17 protein-coding genes are annotated in these 17547 nt (G+C 63.5%); 9 read left to right on the top strand and 8 right to left on the bottom strand.

The genetic code is table 11. The features are described from left to right. Nucleotides 1–9 precede the first annotated feature (9 nt). From rimP to infB, 4 genes are read left to right on the top strand one after another with little or no spacing between them, the layout of a single operon-like run. Nucleotides 10–600, top strand: a complete 591-nt coding sequence (rimP, locus tag ACR0NB_RS15100) for a ribosome maturation factor RimP (RefSeq protein WP_149775996.1) — start codon at nt 10–12, stop codon at nt 598–600. Continuing rightward, nucleotides 600–2219, top strand: coding sequence for a transcription termination factor NusA (nusA, locus tag ACR0NB_RS15095; protein ID WP_480776108.1), 1620 nt, complete (start codon nt 600–602; stop codon nt 2217–2219). The genes rimP and nusA overlap by 1 nt, the downstream gene beginning before the upstream one ends. Nucleotides 2220–2241: 22 nt before the next feature. Next, nucleotides 2242–2865 (top strand): RNA-binding protein, encoded by a 624-nt coding sequence (locus ACR0NB_RS15090; protein ID WP_170343128.1) that lies wholly within the window; start codon nt 2242–2244, stop codon nt 2863–2865. A gap of 8 nt (nt 2866–2873) precedes the next feature. Next, nucleotides 2874–5354 carry a translation initiation factor IF-2 gene (gene infB / locus ACR0NB_RS15085; RefSeq protein ID WP_480776107.1) on the top strand — a complete coding sequence of 827 codons (2481 nt, stop codon included), beginning with the start codon at nt 2874–2876 and terminating at the stop codon, nt 5352–5354. A gap of 52 nt (nt 5355–5406) precedes the next feature. Here the strand turns inward: infB and ACR0NB_RS15080 are convergent, their stop codons facing one another. The 6 genes from ACR0NB_RS15080 to ACR0NB_RS15055 form a co-directional block, all read right to left on the bottom strand. Beyond that, a complete protein-coding gene (locus ACR0NB_RS15080; protein WP_480776106.1) occupies nt 5407–6234 on the bottom strand; it encodes an alpha/beta hydrolase in 828 nt (275 codons plus the stop codon). 3 nt (nt 6235–6237) lie between these two features. Further along, nucleotides 6238–7125 (bottom strand): tryptophan 2,3-dioxygenase, encoded by an 888-nt coding sequence (locus ACR0NB_RS15075; protein WP_480776105.1) that lies wholly within the window; start codon nt 7123–7125, stop codon nt 6238–6240. Nucleotides 7126–7189: 64 nt separating this feature from the next. Next, a complete protein-coding gene (gene tdh / locus ACR0NB_RS15070) occupies nt 7190–8218 on the bottom strand; it encodes an L-threonine 3-dehydrogenase (RefSeq protein ID WP_170526266.1) in 1029 nt (342 codons plus the stop codon). Nucleotides 8219–8238: 20 nt separating this feature from the next. Continuing rightward, complete coding sequence (locus ACR0NB_RS15065) at nt 8239–9189, bottom strand: PLP-dependent cysteine synthase family protein (RefSeq protein ID WP_480776104.1); 951 nt, start codon at nt 9187–9189, stop codon at nt 8239–8241. After that, nucleotides 9189–10373 carry a glycine C-acetyltransferase gene (locus ACR0NB_RS15060; RefSeq protein WP_480776103.1) on the bottom strand — a complete coding sequence of 395 codons (1185 nt, stop codon included), beginning with the start codon at nt 10371–10373 and terminating at the stop codon, nt 9189–9191. Before ACR0NB_RS15060 ends, ACR0NB_RS15065 begins: the two co-directional genes overlap by 1 nt. A gap of 117 nt (nt 10374–10490) precedes the next feature. Next, a complete protein-coding gene (locus ACR0NB_RS15055) occupies nt 10491–11057 on the bottom strand; it encodes a helix-turn-helix domain-containing protein (RefSeq protein ID WP_149776002.1) in 567 nt (188 codons plus the stop codon). 117 nt (nt 11058–11174) lie between these two features. Between ACR0NB_RS15055 and ACR0NB_RS15050 the strand changes: the two genes are divergently transcribed. Beyond that, the gene (locus ACR0NB_RS15050; RefSeq protein WP_170367543.1) at nt 11175–12350 is read left to right on the top strand and encodes an acetyl-CoA C-acyltransferase family protein; all 1176 of its coding nucleotides are present in this window, start codon (nt 11175–11177) and stop codon (nt 12348–12350) included. Between the two features lie 94 nt (nt 12351–12444). On the opposite strand, the gene ubiB is transcribed toward ACR0NB_RS15050, so the two are convergent. Both ubiB and ubiE read right to left on the bottom strand, forming a co-directional pair. Continuing rightward, nucleotides 12445–13974: a 2-polyprenylphenol 6-hydroxylase gene (gene ubiB, locus ACR0NB_RS15045; RefSeq protein WP_170541181.1), complete on the bottom strand. Its 1530-nt coding sequence runs from the start codon at nt 13972–13974 to the stop codon at nt 12445–12447. A 3-nt stretch (nt 13975–13977) separates the two neighbouring features. Next, nucleotides 13978–14730, bottom strand: coding sequence for a bifunctional demethylmenaquinone methyltransferase/2-methoxy-6-polyprenyl-1,4-benzoquinol methylase UbiE (ubiE, locus tag ACR0NB_RS15040; protein WP_170343119.1), 753 nt, complete (start codon nt 14728–14730; stop codon nt 13978–13980). A gap of 86 nt (nt 14731–14816) precedes the next feature. On the opposite strand from ubiE, the gene mutM reads away from it, so the two are divergent. The 4 genes from mutM (at nt 14817) to ACR0NB_RS15020 (ending at nt 17471) form a co-directional block, all read left to right on the top strand. Beyond that, the gene (gene mutM / locus ACR0NB_RS15035; protein ID WP_480776102.1) at nt 14817–15668 is read left to right on the top strand and encodes a bifunctional DNA-formamidopyrimidine glycosylase/DNA-(apurinic or apyrimidinic site) lyase; all 852 of its coding nucleotides are present in this window, start codon (nt 14817–14819) and stop codon (nt 15666–15668) included. Nucleotides 15669–15734: 66 nt separating this feature from the next. After that, the gene (locus ACR0NB_RS15030; RefSeq protein WP_170367547.1) at nt 15735–16511 is read left to right on the top strand and encodes an enoyl-CoA hydratase; all 777 of its coding nucleotides are present in this window, start codon (nt 15735–15737) and stop codon (nt 16509–16511) included. A 230-nt stretch (nt 16512–16741) separates the two neighbouring features. Beyond that, nucleotides 16742–17005, top strand: coding sequence for a 30S ribosomal protein S20 (gene rpsT, locus ACR0NB_RS15025; protein WP_093963612.1), 264 nt, complete (start codon nt 16742–16744; stop codon nt 17003–17005). A gap of 238 nt (nt 17006–17243) precedes the next feature. Then, nucleotides 17244–17471: a hypothetical protein gene (locus ACR0NB_RS15020; RefSeq protein ID WP_170343116.1), complete on the top strand. Its 228-nt coding sequence runs from the start codon at nt 17244–17246 to the stop codon at nt 17469–17471. Nucleotides 17472–17547 lie beyond the last annotated feature (76 nt).

Genomic DNA, 17547 nt, shown 5'->3' with positions numbered 1-17547 from the left:
GAGCACCATATGACAAACGACCTGATAGCCAAGGCGGCGATCGACCGACGACTGGCCGAGATCATCACTCCGGTGATCGAGGATCTGGGGTACGAGCTGGTCCGCATCCGCCTGATGAGCGGCAAGCAGACTACGCTGCAGATCATGGCCGACAAGCCCGATGGCGGCATCGAGGTGGATGATTGCGCCGAGATTTCGAACGCGGTCAGCGCCACGCTGGACGTTGAGGACCCGATCCTCGACGCTTATACGCTCGAGGTGTCCAGCCCCGGCATCGACCGCCCGCTGACGCGACTGAAGGATTTCGAGACGTTCGAAGGATACGAGGCCAAGCTGGAAACCACCGAACTGATCGACGGCCGCCGCCGCTTCAAGGGGGAACTGGCCGGTGTCGAAGGGGATGAGGTTCTGATCAACATCCCCAACGGCGAAGAGACCGTGACCATCGGTCTGCAATTCGACTGGCTGAGCGACGCCAAGCTGGTCCTGACCGATGACCTGATCAAGGAAATGCTGCGCCAGCGCAAGGATGCCGGCGCCCTGAACGAAAACGCTTTCGACGAGATTGAGACCGAAGGGTCCGAAGAGGAGACGAACTGATGGCAATCACCTCAGCAAACCAGCTTGAGCTGTTGCAGACCGCCGAGGCTGTGGCCCGCGAAAAGATGATCGACCCCGGTCTGGTCGTCGAAGCGATGGAGGAATCGCTCGCCCGTGCCGCCAAGAGCCGTTACGGCGCGGAAATGGACATCCGCGTGTCCATCGATCGCAAGACCGGCAAGGCAACCTTTACTCGAGTCCGCACCGTGGTCGCGGATGACGAGCTTGAGAACTATCAGGCCGAGATGACCGTCGAGCAGGCCAAGCAATACATGGAATCGCCCGAGATTGGTGATGTATTCGTGGAAGAGGTCCCGCCGGTGGAAATGGGCCGGATCGCGGCTCAATCGGCCAAGCAGGTGATCCTGCAGAAGGTTCGTGAGGCCGAGCGTGACCGCCAGTACGAAGACTTCAAGGATCGTGTCGGCACCATCATCAACGGCGCCGTCAAGCGTGAGGAATTCGGCAACGTGATCGTCGATCTGGGTGGGGCCGAGGCTGTTCTGCGCCGCAACGACAAGATCGGTCGCGAAAGCTATCGCCCCAATGACCGGGTGCGCGCCTACATCAAGGAAGTGCGCCGCGAAACGCGCGGTCACCAGATCTTCCTGTCGCGCACGGCGCCCGAGTTCATGGCCGAGCTGTTCAAGATGGAAGTGCCGGAAATCTATGACGGCATCATCGAGGTCAAGGCCGTGGCCCGTGACCCCGGTTCGCGTGCCAAGATCGCGGTCATCTCGTATGACAACTCGATCGACCCCGTCGGCGCCTGCGTTGGTATGCGCGGCAGCCGCGTGCAGGCCGTCGTGAACGAGCTGCAGGGTGAAAAGATCGACATCATCCCGTGGAATGAAGACCAGCCGACATTCCTTGTGAACGCGCTGCAGCCTGCGGAAGTGTCGAAAGTGGTTCTGGACGAAGAAGCCGGCAAGATCGAAGTTGTGGTTCCCGAAGAGCAACTGAGCCTCGCCATCGGTCGCCGTGGTCAGAACGTGCGTCTGGCCAGCCAGTTGACCGGTCTGGACATCGACATCATGACCGAGGCCGAAGAATCGGCACGCCGTCAGAAGGAGTTCGAAGCCCGCACGCAGCTGTTCATGGACAGCCTGGACCTGGACGAGTTCTTTGCCCAGCTGCTGGTCTCGGAAGGCTTCACCAACCTGGAAGAAGTGGCCTATGTCGAGCTGGACGAACTGCTGGTGATCGATGGCGTCGACGAAGGCACTGCAAACGAGCTGCAGGCCCGTGCGCGCGAATTCCTTGAGGCACAGGCCAAGGCGGCGCTGGACAGCGCCCGCAGCCTGGGTGCCGAGGACAGCCTTATTGAATTTGAGGGCCTGACACCCCAAATGGTTGAGGCGCTTGCCAAGGACAGCGTCAAGACGCTGGAAGACTTTGCAACCTGCGCTGACTGGGAACTGGCCGGAGGCTGGACCACGGTTGATGGCCAGCGGGTCAAGGATGACGGTATTCTCGAACCCTTTGGCGTGACGCTGGAAGAGGCACAGGATCTGGTGATGACCGCCCGGGTCATGTTGGGCTGGGTCGACCCCGCCGATCTGGAGCAGCCCGAGGCAGACGTCGAGGACGAAGCAGCAGACGAGGAGGCCGAGGCCTGATTCCAGGCCTCGGGTGGCACACATGGGTCGCGGTGGCGTCCATAAGGAACGGTCCGAAGGGCCAGAGCGGAAATGCATCGCCACGGGCGAGGTGCAGCCTCGGTACGGGCTGATCCGCTTTGTAACCGGCCCGGATGGGCAGGTTTTCCCGGATGTCGCGTCCAAGTTGCCGGGTCGGGGCGTTTATGTCTCGGCGGATCGCAAGGCGCTGGACACGGCCGTCGGCAAGAAGCTGTTTGCACGCGGGTTCAAGGCGCAGGTGACTGTACCGCAGGACCTTGTGGACGAGGTGGAGCGTCAATTGTCGCGCCGCGTGATCGAATTGATCAGCCTGGCGCGAAAGTCCGGCGATGCGGTCGCCGGGTATGAAAAGGTCAAGTCCTGGCTTGATCGCGAAGAGGCCTGGGTTCTGATTCAGGCGGTCGATGGTTCCGGGCGCGGCAAGTCCAAGCTGAGCACGCCGCATTTCGGGAAATACATCGGCTGGCTGACCGCAGACGAGCTTGGGGCGGCATTTGGGCGCCAAACGGTGATTCATGCGGCGCTCGCCTCTGGCGGACTCGCCAAACGTGTTGTAGAGGAAGCGCAGCGCCTGCGTGGCTTGCGCGATATGGATGACGGCGGCAAGGGCCGCGCGGAAGGGTAAGAAGCTTTATGAGCGATAGTGACGGCAAAAAGACATTGGGTCTTCGTGGTGGGGCACGCCCCGGGAATGTGAAACAGAGTTTCAGCCACGGACGCACCAAGAATGTCGTGGTGGAAACCAAACGCAAGCGCGTGGTGGTTCCCAAGCCGGGAGCGTCCAAGCCCAGCGGTGGCGCTGCGCCGTCGGGTGATCCTTCGCGCCGGCCGGCCGGGATTTCCGATGCCGAGATGAATCGGCGCCTGAAGGCGTTGCAGGCGGCCAAGGCCCGTGAGGCCGAGGAAGCCGAACGCCGCGAGGCCGAGGAAAAGGCGCGCGCCGAAGAGCGTGAACGCCGCCGCGCCGAACAGGAGGCCAAGGAGCGCGAACAGCGCGAGGCCGAGGAGAAAGCCCGGCAGAAAGCCGAGGAAGAAGAGCGCAAGCAGAAAGAGGCCGAAGAAGCCGCTCAGCGCGCCGCAGCAGAAGCCGCGGCCGCGAAAGAGGCACCCAAGGCCAAGGCCCCCGCGGCCAGCAAGCCTGCGCCCGCGGAAACGCCGCGCAAGGCGGATCGCGAACAGCGTCAGACGCGCGGCAAGGGCCGCGACGATGGCCGCCGTTCGGGCAAGCTGACCCTGAATCAGGCGCTTTCGGGCGGTGAAGGTGGTCGGCAGCGGTCCATGGCCGCGATGAAGCGCAAGCAGGAGCGCGCGCGGCAGAAGGCCATGGGGGGATCGGTCGAGCGTGAAAAGGTGATCCGCGAGGTTCAACTGCCCGAGGCGATCGTCGTATCGGAACTGGCCAACCGTATGGCCGAACGCGTCGCCGATGTCGTCAAGTCGCTGATGAACATGGGTATGATGGTCACGCAGAACCAGACCATCGACGCCGACACTGCCGAACTGATCATCGAAGAATTCGGCCACAAGGTCGTGCGGGTTTCGGATGCGGATGTTGAGGATGTCATCTCGGATGTCGAGGACAAGGATGAAGACCTGCAGCCCCGTCCGCCGGTCATTACCATCATGGGTCACGTCGACCACGGCAAGACCTCGCTGTTGGATGCGATCCGCGACGCCAAAGTCGTTGCGGGCGAGGCCGGTGGCATTACCCAGCATATCGGCGCCTATCAGGTGCAGACCAACGACGGCACTACGCTGACCTTCCTGGATACGCCGGGCCACGCGGCCTTTACCTCGATGCGCTCGCGCGGGGCTCAGGTAACGGACATCGTGGTGCTGGTTGTCGCGGCGGATGACGCGGTGATGCCGCAGACGGTCGAGGCAATCAACCACGCCAAGGCCGCCGGTGTTCCGATGATCGTTGCGATCAACAAGGTCGACAAGCCCGAGGCCAACCCGGACAAGGTGCGCACCGACCTGCTGCAGCACGAGGTGATCGTCGAAAAGATGTCCGGCGAGGTTCAGGATGTCGAAGTGTCGGCCATCACGGGTCAGGGTCTGGACGATCTGCTGGAAGCCATCGCGCTGCAGGCCGAGATTCTGGAGCTGAAGGCCAACCCGAACCGCGCCGCACAAGGCGCCGTGATCGAGGCGCAGCTGGACGTGGGCCGTGGCCCGGTCGCGACCGTTCTGGTCCAGAAGGGCACGCTGCGCCAGGGCGACATCTTCGTCGTGGGCGAGCAGTACGGCAAGGTCCGCGCGCTGATCAACGACAAGGGCGAGCGCGTCCAGGAAGCCGGGCCTTCGGTTCCGGTCGAGGTGCTGGGTCTCAACGGTACGCCCGAGGCCGGTGACGTTCTGAACGTGACCGAGACCGAGGCGCAGGCCCGCGAGATCGCCGAGTACCGCGCGCAGGTTGCCAAGGACAAGCGCGCCGCCGCCGGTGCCGCGACCACGCTGGAACAGCTGATGCAGAAGGCCAAAGAAGACGAGAACGTGGCCGAGCTGCCCATTCTGGTCAAGGCCGACGTGCAGGGCTCGGCCGAGGCGATCGTCCAGGCGATGGAGAAGATCGGCAACGACGAGGTGCGCGTGCGCGTGCTGCACTCGGGCGTCGGCGCCATCACCGAAACCGATATCGGCCTGGCCGAAGCGTCGGGTGCTCCGGTCTTTGGCTTCAACGTCCGGGCCAACGCGTCGGCGCGCAACACCGCCAACCAGAAGGGCGTCGAGATCCGCTACTATTCGGTGATCTACGACCTGGTGGATGACGTCAAAGCCGCCGCCTCGGGCCTGCTGAGCGCCGAGATCCGCGAGAAGTTCATCGGCTATGCCGAGATCAAGGAAGTGTTCAAGGTCACCGGCGTCGGCAAGGTTGCCGGCTGTCTGGTCACCGAGGGAGTTGCCCGCCGTTCGGCCGGCGTGCGCCTGCTGCGCGACAACGTGGTGATCCACGAGGGCACGCTGAAGACGCTGAAACGCTTCAAGGACGAAGTGGCCGAGGTTCAGTCGGGTCAGGAATGCGGTATGGCGTTCGAGAACTACGACGATATTCGCCCCGGCGACGTGATCGAGATCTTCGAGCGCGAGGAAGTCACCCGCACGCTGGATTGATCCGGTCGAAATTGAAGGAAACGGCGGTCCCCAGGGGCCGCCGTTTTCATATTCAGGGGTGGTCGTTCAGAAACGTCCCGTCCTTGAGGATGATGTCGAAATGATGCGTGCCCGGCTGCAGATCAAAGCTGACCGCATGCCCGGCCTTGCGCAGCGCTTCGGCATAGTCGCGGCTCTGGCGGATGAACTCGCCGGTGTCCCGCTCGCCCACCGTGATCCGATAGCGCGGCCCGGGCGCGGGCAGGTTCAGGATGGGGGACAGGTCGTGCAGCTCGACCGGGGTCAGCTGCAGCGGATCGTTGACCGGGGTCAGGCTGATCGGTTCCAGGTCGTAGACACCGCTGATCAGGATGACTTCGCGCACCCGCAGGCCGATCCGGGCGAATTGGTCGGCCGAGGTCGCCATGACCATCGCCGCGAGGTGCGCGCCGGCGCTGTGCCCGGACAGGGTGACATGCGAGGCATCGAACCCCAGCGACTTGGCCCGGGTGGCCAGCCACATCAGCGCGGTCCGGCATTCATCGACCATCTGGCCCAGCCGCGCGTCGGGGGCGAGCGTGTAGTTCACCGTTGCAAACGCCTGCCCGCCTTGGACCAGAGCGGGTGCCATCATCGCCGAATCGCGCTGGCTGAGCGCCTGCCAATAGCCGCCGTGGACGAACACATGCAGCGGTGCGCCGAGCGTGCGGGCGGGAAAGAAATCCAGCACCTGCGCGGGCGTGTCGCCATAGCCGAGGGTCTCTTGCACCGTCAGTTTTGACCGCGCCTGCCCGCTGAGCGCCGAATAGGCCGCCAGATAGGGCGCAAGGTCGCCGCCGATCATGGAACTGGGCGCGTATTCGCGCTCCAGCTCGGCTTGGGTAAATCCGCGATACAGCATGGCTCAGCCCTGTCCGCCGTACATCAGGTCGGTGCGCACGTCGTAAAGATCGTGGAAGAATCGCAGCTCCAGCGCCTTGCGCAGGAAGGCCACGCCGCTGGAGCCGCCAGTGCCGGGCTGCATGCCGATCACGCGTTCGACGGCGGTCGCATGGTCGAAGCGCCACCGCTGGAACAGCGATTCCACATCCATCAGCTTTTCGGCCAGCGCATACAGGTCCCAGTACCGGCCCGTGTGCCGGTAGATCTCGGCCCAGATCTGCACGATGCGCGGATCGCCGGAGTAAGTCTTTGAATAATCCCGGTCCAACAGGTCCTGCGGCACGTCAAAACCCTGCCGCGCCAGCATGTGCAACACCTCGTCATACAGCGACGGTTTGACTAGGGCGGCGGTCAGCATCTCCATCACTTCGGGGTCGTGCTCATGCACCTTCAGCGTGGCGGTATCCTTGTTGCCCAGGATGAACTCGATCTGGCGATAGCCGTAGCTCTGGAAGCCGGATGAATTGCCCAGCGCCTTGCGGAAGGTCATGTAGTCGGCGGGCGTCATGGTCAGCAGAGTTTCCCATGCGGCGATCAACTGCCTCTGGATCGCTTTGATCCGGTCCAGGTTCTTCATCGCGGGGCCGAACTCATCCTGCTGCAGAAAACGCCGCACCTCGACCAGCTGATGGTGCATCAGTTTCAGCCAAAGCTCGCTGACCTGATGGATGATGATGAACAGCATCTCATCGGGTTGGGCCGGATCCTGAAAGGTTTTCTGCAGGTTGAGCAGGGTCTTGAGCTGCAGGAAGTCGCCATAGCTTTTGCGGTGGGTGTCCGCGAAATCGGTCACCAGCGTGTCTTCGATTCCCCGTTCCAGCGGGCGGTCGCCCTTGGCTTTGTCGGCCATTTCATTTCCTCCCCGGCATGTGTGCGCACCTGTCTAGAAGGTGCGTTTGCAACTATCCAGAGGGTCAGGCCCAGTCCAGCACCACCTTGCCCGATTTTCCCGACTTCATGGCAGCAAAGCCCTGCGCAAAATCGTCGACGGCAAAGCGATGGGTGATGACCCGGCTGACATCCAGACCGTTCTGCAACATCGCGATCATCTTGTACCAGGTCTCGAACATCTCGCGGCCGTAGACGCCTTTAATGGTGATCGCCTTGAACACGATGCGGCTCCAGTCGACGGGCGATTTTCCGGGCGGAATGCCCAGCAGGGCGATCTTGCCGCCCATCACCAGCGCCTCGACCATCTGGTCCAGCGCCGCCTGCGAGCCCGACATTTCCAGCCCCACGTCGAAACCCTGGCTCATGCCCAGGTCGGAAATCACCGATTGCAGCTCTTCCTCGGCCACGTTCACCGCCCGGACCGAAGGCACGACATGCTGCGCCAGCGCCAGCCGGTCGGGGTTGATGTCGGTGATCACCACATGCCGGGCGCCGGCGTGGCGGGCCACCGCGGCGGCCATGATCCCGATCGGGCCGGCGCCGGTGATCAACACGTCCTCGCCCAGCAGGTCGAAGCTCAGCGCGGTGTGCACGGCATTGCCCAGCGGGTCGAGAATCGCGCCGATTTCGTCGGGGATGTCGTCGGGCAGGGGCACCACGTTGAAGGCCGGCAGCTTGAGATATTGGGCAAAAGCGCCCTGTTCGTTCACCCCGATCCCGCGGGTGCCCGGGTCCAGGTGGAACTTGCCCGCGCGGCTTTGGCGGCTGTCGGTGCCGATCAGGTGACCCTCGCCCGAGCACCGCTGGCCGATCTTCAACCCGGTCACGTTGCGGCCCAGCTCGACGATCTCACCGGCGAATTCGTGGCCGGTGATCATGGGGACGGGCACCGTGTGGGACGCCCATTCATCCCAGTTCCAGATATGGATGTCGGTGCCGCAGATCCCGGTCTTCTTCACGCGGATCAAAACTTCGTCGGGGCCGATCTCGGGGACCGGGGCCTGAACCATCCACAGTCCTTCTTCGGGCCTGGACTTCTCCAGCGCTTTCATCGTGTTGGGTCGCATCCGGATCACTCCCACAAATCGGTCGACAGGTATTTCAAGCCGCTGTCACACATCACGATGGCGATGCAGCCACCGCGTTCGGGGCCACGCAGCAGGACGATGGCGGCAGCCAGGTTCGCCCCGGCGGAAAAGCCCGCAAAGATGCCTTCGGTGCGGGCCAACAGGCGGGCGGCGTCGCGCGCTGATGCGCCGGTGACGGACAGATGACCGGCCAATTGCACTCCGTTCAGATGCGTCAGATCCGACATCGCATAACCACCGCCCTGGATGGGATGATCGGGCGCACGGACGGGTTCTCCGGCCAAGGCACGAGCGCCATCGGGTTCGACCGCATAGCACCGCACCCCAAGGGGTGACAGGTAGTCAGAGACCCCGGCAAGTGTGCCGCCAGAGCCGGCAAAATCACAAAAGGCCGTCACGGCACCTGCCGATTGGGTCCAGATTTCCGGACCCGTCCCGGCGGCATGGGCCTTGGGGTTGCCCGCGTGGCCGAACTGATCGGCGCGGAATGCGTTGCGCTCGGCGGTGATGCGGCGGGCGGCGTCATCCACCAGCGCCAGGTCGGCGCCCGAGACTTCGCCCGGTTTGCCGCCTTCGGCCTGAGGGACGATCACCACCTCGGCGCCCAAGGCGCGCATCATGCGGGCGCGTTCGACCGAGTTCCCTGCGCTCATGACCGCCACGAACGGGTGCCCCAGAATGCCGCAGACAATCGCCAGGCCGGTGCCCATGTTGCCTGAGGTCAGCTCGACCACCGTCTGCCCCGGGATCAGGCTGCCGTCGGCGCGGGCCTGTTCGATGATGGACCGGGCGGCCCGATCCTTTTTCGAAAAGCCCGGCAGCAGATAGTCCAGCTTTGCTAGAATACGGCCGTCCAGATCCAGAATTTGGCAAACCCGGGACAGCTCGATCAGGGGCGTATCGCCGATCGCGTCGATGACCGAGTTCAGAACCATCAGATGACCCCCAACGCCTTTCCGACCTTGCCGAAGGCGGCCAGAGCGCGGTCCAACTCGTCGCGGGTCAGCGCCGCGTTCATCTGGGTGCGGATGCGGGCCTGGCCACGCGGGACCACCGGGAAGAAGAAGCCCGAGACATAGACGCCTTCGTCGAACAGGCGGGCGGCCATGTCCTGCGCCAATTGTGCCTCGCCCAGCATCACGGGGATGATCGGATGTTCACCCGGCAGCAGGTCGAACCCCAGCTTTTCCAGCCCGGCGCGCCAGTATTTGGCATTGCCGAACAGTTGCTTGCGCAGCATGTCGCCCTCTTCGACCAGGCGGATCGCCTCAAGCCCGGCGGCAACGATGGAGGGCGGCAGCGAATTCGAGAACAGATAGGGCCGCGCCCGCTGCCGCAGCAGGTCGATCACTGGCTGCGGCCCGGCGATGTAACCGCCGATTGCCCCCCCAAGTGCCTTGCCCAATGTCCCGGTCAGAATGTCCACGTCCACGCCGAAATGATCCGGCGTGCCCGCCCCGCGCGGCCCCATGAAGCCAGTGGCGTGGCAGTCATCGACCATCACCACCGCGTCGTATTTGTCGGCCAGTTCGCGGATCCTGGGCAGATTGGCCAGGTAGCCATCCATCGAGAACACGCCGTCGGTCGCGATCATGATGTGCCGCGCCCCGTCCGCGCGCGCCTGTTTCAGCCAGGCTTCGAGGTCGTTCATGTCGTTGTTCATGTAACGATAGCGTTTGGCCTTGCACAGCCGCACCCCGTCGATGATCGAGGCATGGTTCAGACTGTCCGAGATGATGGCATCCTCGGGTCCCAGCAGGGGTTCGAACAACCCGCCATTGGCGTCGAAGCACGCCGCGAACAGGATCGAATCGTCCTTGCCCAGAAACTTGGCCAGCCGTTGCTCCAGCTCGCGGTGGATATCCTGCGTGCCGCAGATGAACCGGACCGAGGCCATACCGAACCCCTTGGGCTCCATCGCGTTCTTCGCGGCCTCGATCAGCGCCGGATGGTCGGCCAGTCCCAGGTAATTGTTGGCGCACAGGTTGATGACCTGTCGTCCGCCCACCGTGATCTCGCCGCCCTGGGGCGAGGTGATCATTCGTTCCGTCTTGTACAGGCCCTCCGCTTTGATCTGCGAGAGGGTGTCCGAAACGTGGGACAGGAATGCATCAGCCATGGCGGTCTCCTTCTTCTGAGTCGCGTATCTAACATAACGGACGCGCGTCCCAAATAGGAGATTTTCAGTATGGCGGAAAAAAATCCGTGAAGGCGGAAATCGGCCGATATGTGCGGATCAGGCATTCTTGACGATCAGGAACACGCGGGCGGGTCCGTCCGGTGCCGCGATGGCGTGGGCCACGTCGGCCGCATACCTAGCCGTGTCGCCCTGCTGCAGCTCCATCGTCGCGGCGCCCGAAGTGACGCGGACGGCCCCTTCCAGTACGGTCAACTGTTCGCGAGCGCCGCGGGCATGGGGCTGGCTGTTCAGCGCGCCACCCGCGTCGAACCGGATGTCATAGACCTCATGCCCGCCGGCCTCCTCGGGCGGCGAGAGGATGCGGATCCGGCAGGATTGGCCCATATTGTCGATGCTGGGCACCTCGGCGCTGCGCAGCACTTCGATCTGGTCGGTGGTCTCAGACTCTTCCAGAAGTCCGGCGAAATCGACCTGCAGCGCACGGGTCAGGTTCCAAAGGGTCGAGATCGTGGGGCTGCTTTCGCCGCGTTCGATCTGGCTGACCATCGACCGAGATACGCCGCTGAGATTGGCCACCGCTTCCAGTGACAGTCCCTTGGCGCGCCGGGCCTCTTTCAGGCGGGCGGGCAGGCGTGTCAGGATATCGTCTGAGTTTTCCGTCATGGCGGAATTTCTTGCGCGTCCGGGCGCGAATTGTCAATTCCGCCGATGACGGAACGTCCCGCGCGACAGGTCCATGCTGCGGGTGCATACTGCGCGCAAATCCAAGAGGAGAGAGACATGACCGACATCGTGATTCTGGACGGTGCCCGCACCGCAATCGGTACGTTCGGAGGGTCGCTGGCCGCGACCGCGCCGATCGATCTGGCCACCGTCGTGACCAAGGCCGCGCTTGAGAAATCCGGCGTAGAAGGCGAGCGGATCGGGCATGTGGTGTTTGGTCACGTCATCAACACCGAGCCGCGCGACATGTACCTGTCGCGCGTCGCGGCGATGCAGGCGGGCATTCCGAACGCTACTCCGGCGATGAACGTCAACCGACTGTGCGGGTCGGGCGCGCAGGCGATCGTATCGGCGGTTCAATCGCTGATGCTGGGGGATGCCGAATTTGCCGTGGCCGGAGGTGCCGAGAGCATGTCGCGCAGCCCCTATATCGTTCCGCAGGCGCGTTGGGGCGCCAAGATGGGCGACATCAAGTCGCTGGACATGATGCTGGGCGCGCTGAACTGCCCCTTTGGCACCGGGCACATGGGCGTCACCGCCGAGAACGTGGCCGATGAACACCAGATCACGCGCGAGGAGATGGACGCGTTTGCGCTGACCAGCCAGCAGCGCGCGGCGGCTGCGATCGAGGCGGGCTATTTCGACAGCCAGATCGCGCCGGTGCAGGTCAAGGTCAAGCGCGACATGGTCGATTTCAAGGTCGACGAGCATCCCAAGGCCACCACGACCGAAGCGCTGGCCGGGCTGCGGCCGGTGTTCCAGAAGGACGGGCGTGTGACCGCGGGCAATGCCTCGGGCATCAATGACGGCGCGGCGGCGATGGTTCTGGCCACGGCGCGTGCCGCCGAGAAAGCCGGCCTGACGCCCAAGGCGCGCATCCTGGGCTATGCTCATGCAGGTGTCCGCCCCGAGGTGATGGGAATCGGCCCGGTTCCGGCCGTGCGCAACCTTTTGGAGCGAACCGGTCTGTCGGCGGGCGATTTCGACGTGATCGAAAGCAACGAGGCCTTTGCGGCCCAGGCGCTGGCGGTGAACAAGGAACTGGGGCTGGATCCGGCCAAGGTGAACCCGAATGGCGGGGCCATCGCCCTGGGTCATCCGGTGGGGGCCACCGGGGCGATCATCACGCTGAAGACTCTGTACGAGTTGGAGCGCATCGGTGGGTCGAAAGGGTTGATCACCATGTGCATCGGTGGCGGGCAGGGGATTGCCATCGCCATCGAACGGCTCTGATCCGAGGCTGGGCCGGGGGGCTGTCTGCCCCCCATCGCGCCGGGGCGCGATTCCCCCCGAGGATATTTTTGGCCAGATAAAGCGGCGGCGTCTGTCAGCCCAGGCCCGCAAGGATCAGGACGGCCACTGCCCCGGCGGCTGCTCCGATCGCGGCGGGAATGGCCTTGGGCCAGAAATCTGACCCGGAGGGATCATCCTTGCGGGTCTGGGCGATCAGGGCATTTTCGACCAGATCAGGCAGGCGGGGACCGAACCGTGCAAGAACCAGCGCTGTTTTTCCAAAATCGCGCAGAGCGGCGCGGGGTCCGATGGACTGCTTGATATAGTCCTCGACCACGGGGCGGGCGACCTCCCAGATGTTCATATGCGGGTCGAGCGAGCGGGCAACGCCTTCGACCACCACCATCGTGCGTTGCAGCAGGATCAGTTCGGTGCGGGTTTCCATGCCAAAGCGTTCGGTCACCTCGAACAGGTAGTTGAGCAGGCGGCCCATCGAGATATGGGTGGCATCCATGCCAAAGATCGGCTCGCCGACCGCGCGCAGGGCGCGGGCGAATTCATCGACGTCCTGGTCGGCCGGGACGTAGCCGGCCTCGAAATGCACCTCGGCCACGCGCTTGTAGTCGCGGCGGATGAAGCCGAAGAGGATCTCGGCATAGACCCGGCGGGTGTATTCGTCGATATGGCCCATGATGCCGAAGTCATAGGCGATGATGTCGCCGTTCGCGGCGACCTTGAGGTTGCCCTGGTGCATGTCGGCGTGGAAGAAGCCGTCGCGCAGGGCGTGCAGCAGGAACAGGCGCAGCACGCGCTCGGCCAGATCGCGGCGGTCGTGATTGGCGGCGTCCAGCGCGGCGTTGTCGCCCAAGGGGATACCGTCGGCCCAGCTGAGCGTCATGACCCGGCGCGCGGACAGGGACCAGACCACGGGCGGCAGCCAGAAGCCTTCGTCATTCTGCGTGTTGGCGGCAAATTCCGAGGCTGCCGAACTTTCGAGCCTCAGATCCAGTTCGCCGCGGACGACGCCGTCGAAATGCTCGATCACTTCCATCGGGCGCAGTCGGCGCGCACCGGGGGCAAAAAGCTGGACGATCCGGGCGGCGAAATAGAACGCATCCACATCCTTGCGGAAGGCGCGTTCGATGCCGGGGCGCAGGACCTTGACGGCCACATCCTCGCCTGTGCTGGCCAATTTCGCCTTGTGGACCTGCGCGATCGAGGCGGCCGCGATCGGTTCGCTGAACTCCGAGAACATCTCGTCCAGAGGTTGGCCCAGCTCCTTTTCGACCTCGGCCATGGCCACGTCGCGTGGAAAGGGGGGCAGCTTGTCCTGCAGGACGCGGAGCTGTTCGGCCAGCTCTTCGCCGACGACATCGGGGCGCGTGGACAGGACCTGACCGAACTTGATGTAGGCCGGGCCCAGGGCGGTCAGCGCCCGGGTGGCCGGTGGCATGGTCGGGTCGCCCTTGTAGCCCAGCCACTGGAACGGTTTGCCAAGCGTGTGGGCCAGGATCCGCAACGCGCGCGGAGCCTCGAACGCGTCCAGCACCACGTTCATGGCGCCGGTGCGCTCCAGCGTGGCGCCCGTGCGGATCAGGCGGATGATGTTGTGGGGGCCGCGCATGGGTCAGATCTTCCAGCCGGAATGCAGGGCCGCGATGCCCATGCTGAGGTTGCGGTATTTCGCGTTTTCGAATCCGGCGGCGCGCACCATGCCCAGAAAGGTATCCTGATCGGGGAACTTGCGGATCGACTCGACCAGGTATTGATAGCTGTCGTAGTCGTTCGCGATCAGCTTACCCATGCGCGGGATCACGTTGAAGCTGTAGAGGTCATAGAGTTTCTGCAGCCCGTCATTGGGCAACTGGCTGAACTCCAGCACCATCAGGCGGCCGCCGGGTTTGAGCACGCGGTAGGCCTCGTTCAGGGCCTCTTGCGGGCGGGTCACGTTCCGGATGCCGAAGGAAATGGTGTAGACGTCAAAGGTGTTGTCCTCGAACGGCAGGGCCATCGCGTCGCCCACCACCCAATCCAGACTGTCGGCCATCTGCGCGGCCTCGGCGCGTTTGCGACCCTCGATCAGCATCGGCTCGGTCAGATCCAGAACGGTGGCATGGCCGTGGCCCGCGCGCTTGAGGAAGCGGAACGAGATGTCGCCCGTTCCGCCCGCCACGTCCAGCAGGCGCTGGCCGGGGCGCGGCGCCAGCCAGTCCATCATGGCGTCCTTCCAGACCCGGTGGATGCCCATCGACATCACGTCATTCATCACGTCGTATTTCGACGCGACCGAGTTGAATACGCCCTGCACGCGCCCGGCCTTTTCGGCCTCGGGGACGGTTTCGAAACCGAAATGAGTGGTCTTGTCGCTGTTGTCGGACATAAGCCTTGCCGTTCGTCGAATTTCGTCTCTGTTATAGGGCCTGGAAACCGGGGCACAATGCGGCCCTTTGGAATAGGAGCCGTCTAATGCCCGAATTGCCCGAGGTCGAGACAGTAAGACGCGGCCTTGCCCCGGCGATGGAAGGCGTGGTGATCGAAAGGGCGGACGTGAACCGCCCCGATCTGCGCTGGCCGTTCCCCGAGCGGATGGCCGAACGGCTGACCGGCCAGCGGGTCGAACGTCTGCGGCGGCGGTCGAAATACATCCTGGCCGATCTGAGCGGCGGCGAAACCCTGTTGATTCACCTGGGCATGTCGGGCCGCATGACCGTGTCGGGCGATCCGCTGGGCCAGTTCGTGCATCATCATCCGATGCCGCAGAAGCATGACCACGTGGTGTTTCACATGGCCAACGGCGCGCGCATCACCTTCAATGACCCGCGCCGGTTCGGGGCGATGGACCTGATGCCCACGGCCACCGCCGAGCAGCACAGGCTGCTGGCCGTGCTGGGGCCGGAGCCGCTAGGCAACGATTTCAACGAGACCTATCTGATCGAGGCCTTCCGCGGCCGGGCCACACCGGTCAAGTCGGCGCTGCTGGATCAGAGAATCGTTGCCGGGCTGGGCAACATCTATGTCTGCGAGGCGCTCTACCGCGCCAGAGTGTCGCCACGTCGCAAGGCGGGTCAGATCTCGGCCGGGCGGGTCGGAGCCCTGGTTCCGGTGATCCGGACGGTGCTGGCCGAGGCCATCGAGGCCGGCGGATCCTCGCTGCGCGATTTCCGGCAAGCCGATGGAGAGCTTGGATATTTTCAGCACAGTTTCGACGTCTACGGGCGCGAGGGCCAGCCCTGCCGGACCGAGGGCTGCGGGGCCGAAATCCGCAGAATCACCCAGTCGGGACGCTCAACCTTCTATTGCGCGCAATGCCAAAGATAGCTTGATCCGAGTTTTCCGCGTGGTAAGGAATTGGACCTGAACGGAACAACCGAAAGCTCAGACCTCATGGCTTTTGAGACGATCATCGTCGAAATCGAAGACCACGTCGCCCTAATCAAGCTCAACAGACCCGATGCGTTGAACGCGCTGAACACTCAGCTTCTGGGTGAGTTGTGCGAGGCGCTCGAGGACGCGGACACCAATGACAAGGTGCGCTGCATCGTCATCACCGGATCGGAAAAGGCATTCGCTGCGGGCGCGGACATCAAGGAGATGTCCGAGATGAGCTTTGTCGATGTCTACACCACCAACCTGTTCGCCGACGCCAACGACCGGATCACCGCGATCCGCAAGCCGATCATCGCGGCGGTGGCGGGCTATGCGCTGGGTGGCGGGTGCGAGCTGGCCATGATGTGCGATTTCATCATCGCCGCAGACACCGCCAAGTTCGGCCAGCCTGAGATCAATCTGGGCGTCATCGCCGGGATGGGCGGCAGCCAGCGCCTGACGCGGTTCGTGGGCAAGTCCAAGGCGATGGACATGAACCTGACCGGGCGTTTCATGGATGCCGAAGAGGCCGAGCGCTCGGGCCTCGTGTCGCGCGTGGTGCCGGCCAAGAAGCTGATCGAAGAGGCGACCGGCGCAGCCCAGAAGATTGCCGAGAAATCGCTGCTGACCGCGATGGCCGCGAAAGAGGCTGTCAACCGCAGCTACGAGGTGCCGCTGAGCGAGGGCATGCTGTTCGAGCGGCGCGTGTTCCATTCGATGTTCGCGACCGAAGACCAGAAGGAAGGCATGGGCGCATTCCTTGAAAAGCGCGCGGCCCAGTTCCGCGACAAATAACCGGCGCCGACAAGACTGCAGGATCAGGCGGGCGTTGCCCGCCTTTTTTCATGGCGGGCAACAAAGCCAAGAATCGACTTGGCAAAGTCTGAAAACTTGGCTATTGACCGCCACCATACATGCGCGTGCGGCCCGCTTGGCCCGATTCACACTCGTGATTTCTGATCCGGTGCGGGTAATTCCGTGACGTGCAACCCTAGACAAACGTACCGAACAAAGGTCAGAGACACATGGCAAACTCGCCCCAGGCAAAGAAGCGCGCTCGTCAGAACGAGAAGCGTTATGCAATCAACAAAGCACGTCGTTCGCGCATCCGCACCTTCCTGCGCAAGGTCGAAGAAGCTATCGCATCCGGCGACAAGGACGCGGCAACCGCCGCTCTGCGCGCGGCCCAGCCCGAGCTGATGCGCGGCGTCACCAAAGGCGTGTTCCACAAGAACACCGCAGCCCGCAAGATGTCGCGCCTGTCGGCGCGCGTCAAAGCGCTGGGTTGACCTAGCGTCAACATTTGCTGGTTCATTCCGGTTTCGAAGGCGTCGCCCCGTGCGGCGTCTTTTGCGTTGTTGCCAGAATGCCGCGCCTTCACGAAACCGAGAGATTCTTTCGCCCAAAGACCCGAGTCAATATCAGAGTTTCGTTGCCCGGCCCCATTGCCTCTTGCTACGACAGTTTCAGCGATTCACTCGCTTGGGGGGACAGGCTGTTCCTGCGATCGGACTGACGGGCATCAGAATGATCCAGGGGCGAATGTCGGCAACCGGTGCCAACCGGTTTGACGATCTGCTGCGGATCTCGGCTACTCCGATGATCTTGGCCCTGTCGAAAACTGGAACTGCGTGGCGCAAACCGCGGTTTGGGCGGCTGTACTTTTTGGTCGTCGTCAAACAGGCAAGCGTCGTGACCACTGATATTCCCGCCGATTCCTGGGGTTTCGGCGACAGAATATCTGCGCGCGAGTGAACGCATAAGAACCGGGATACCGGTCACAAACATAAGGCCGATTAGGTCAAAAATATTGGGATGCGTGAGGCGCTGG

The organism is Ruegeria sp. CG3 (assembly GCF_056537205.1).
Note: the sequence above shows the minus strand (reverse complement) of the source record. Positions and strands in the feature narration are given on the sequence as shown.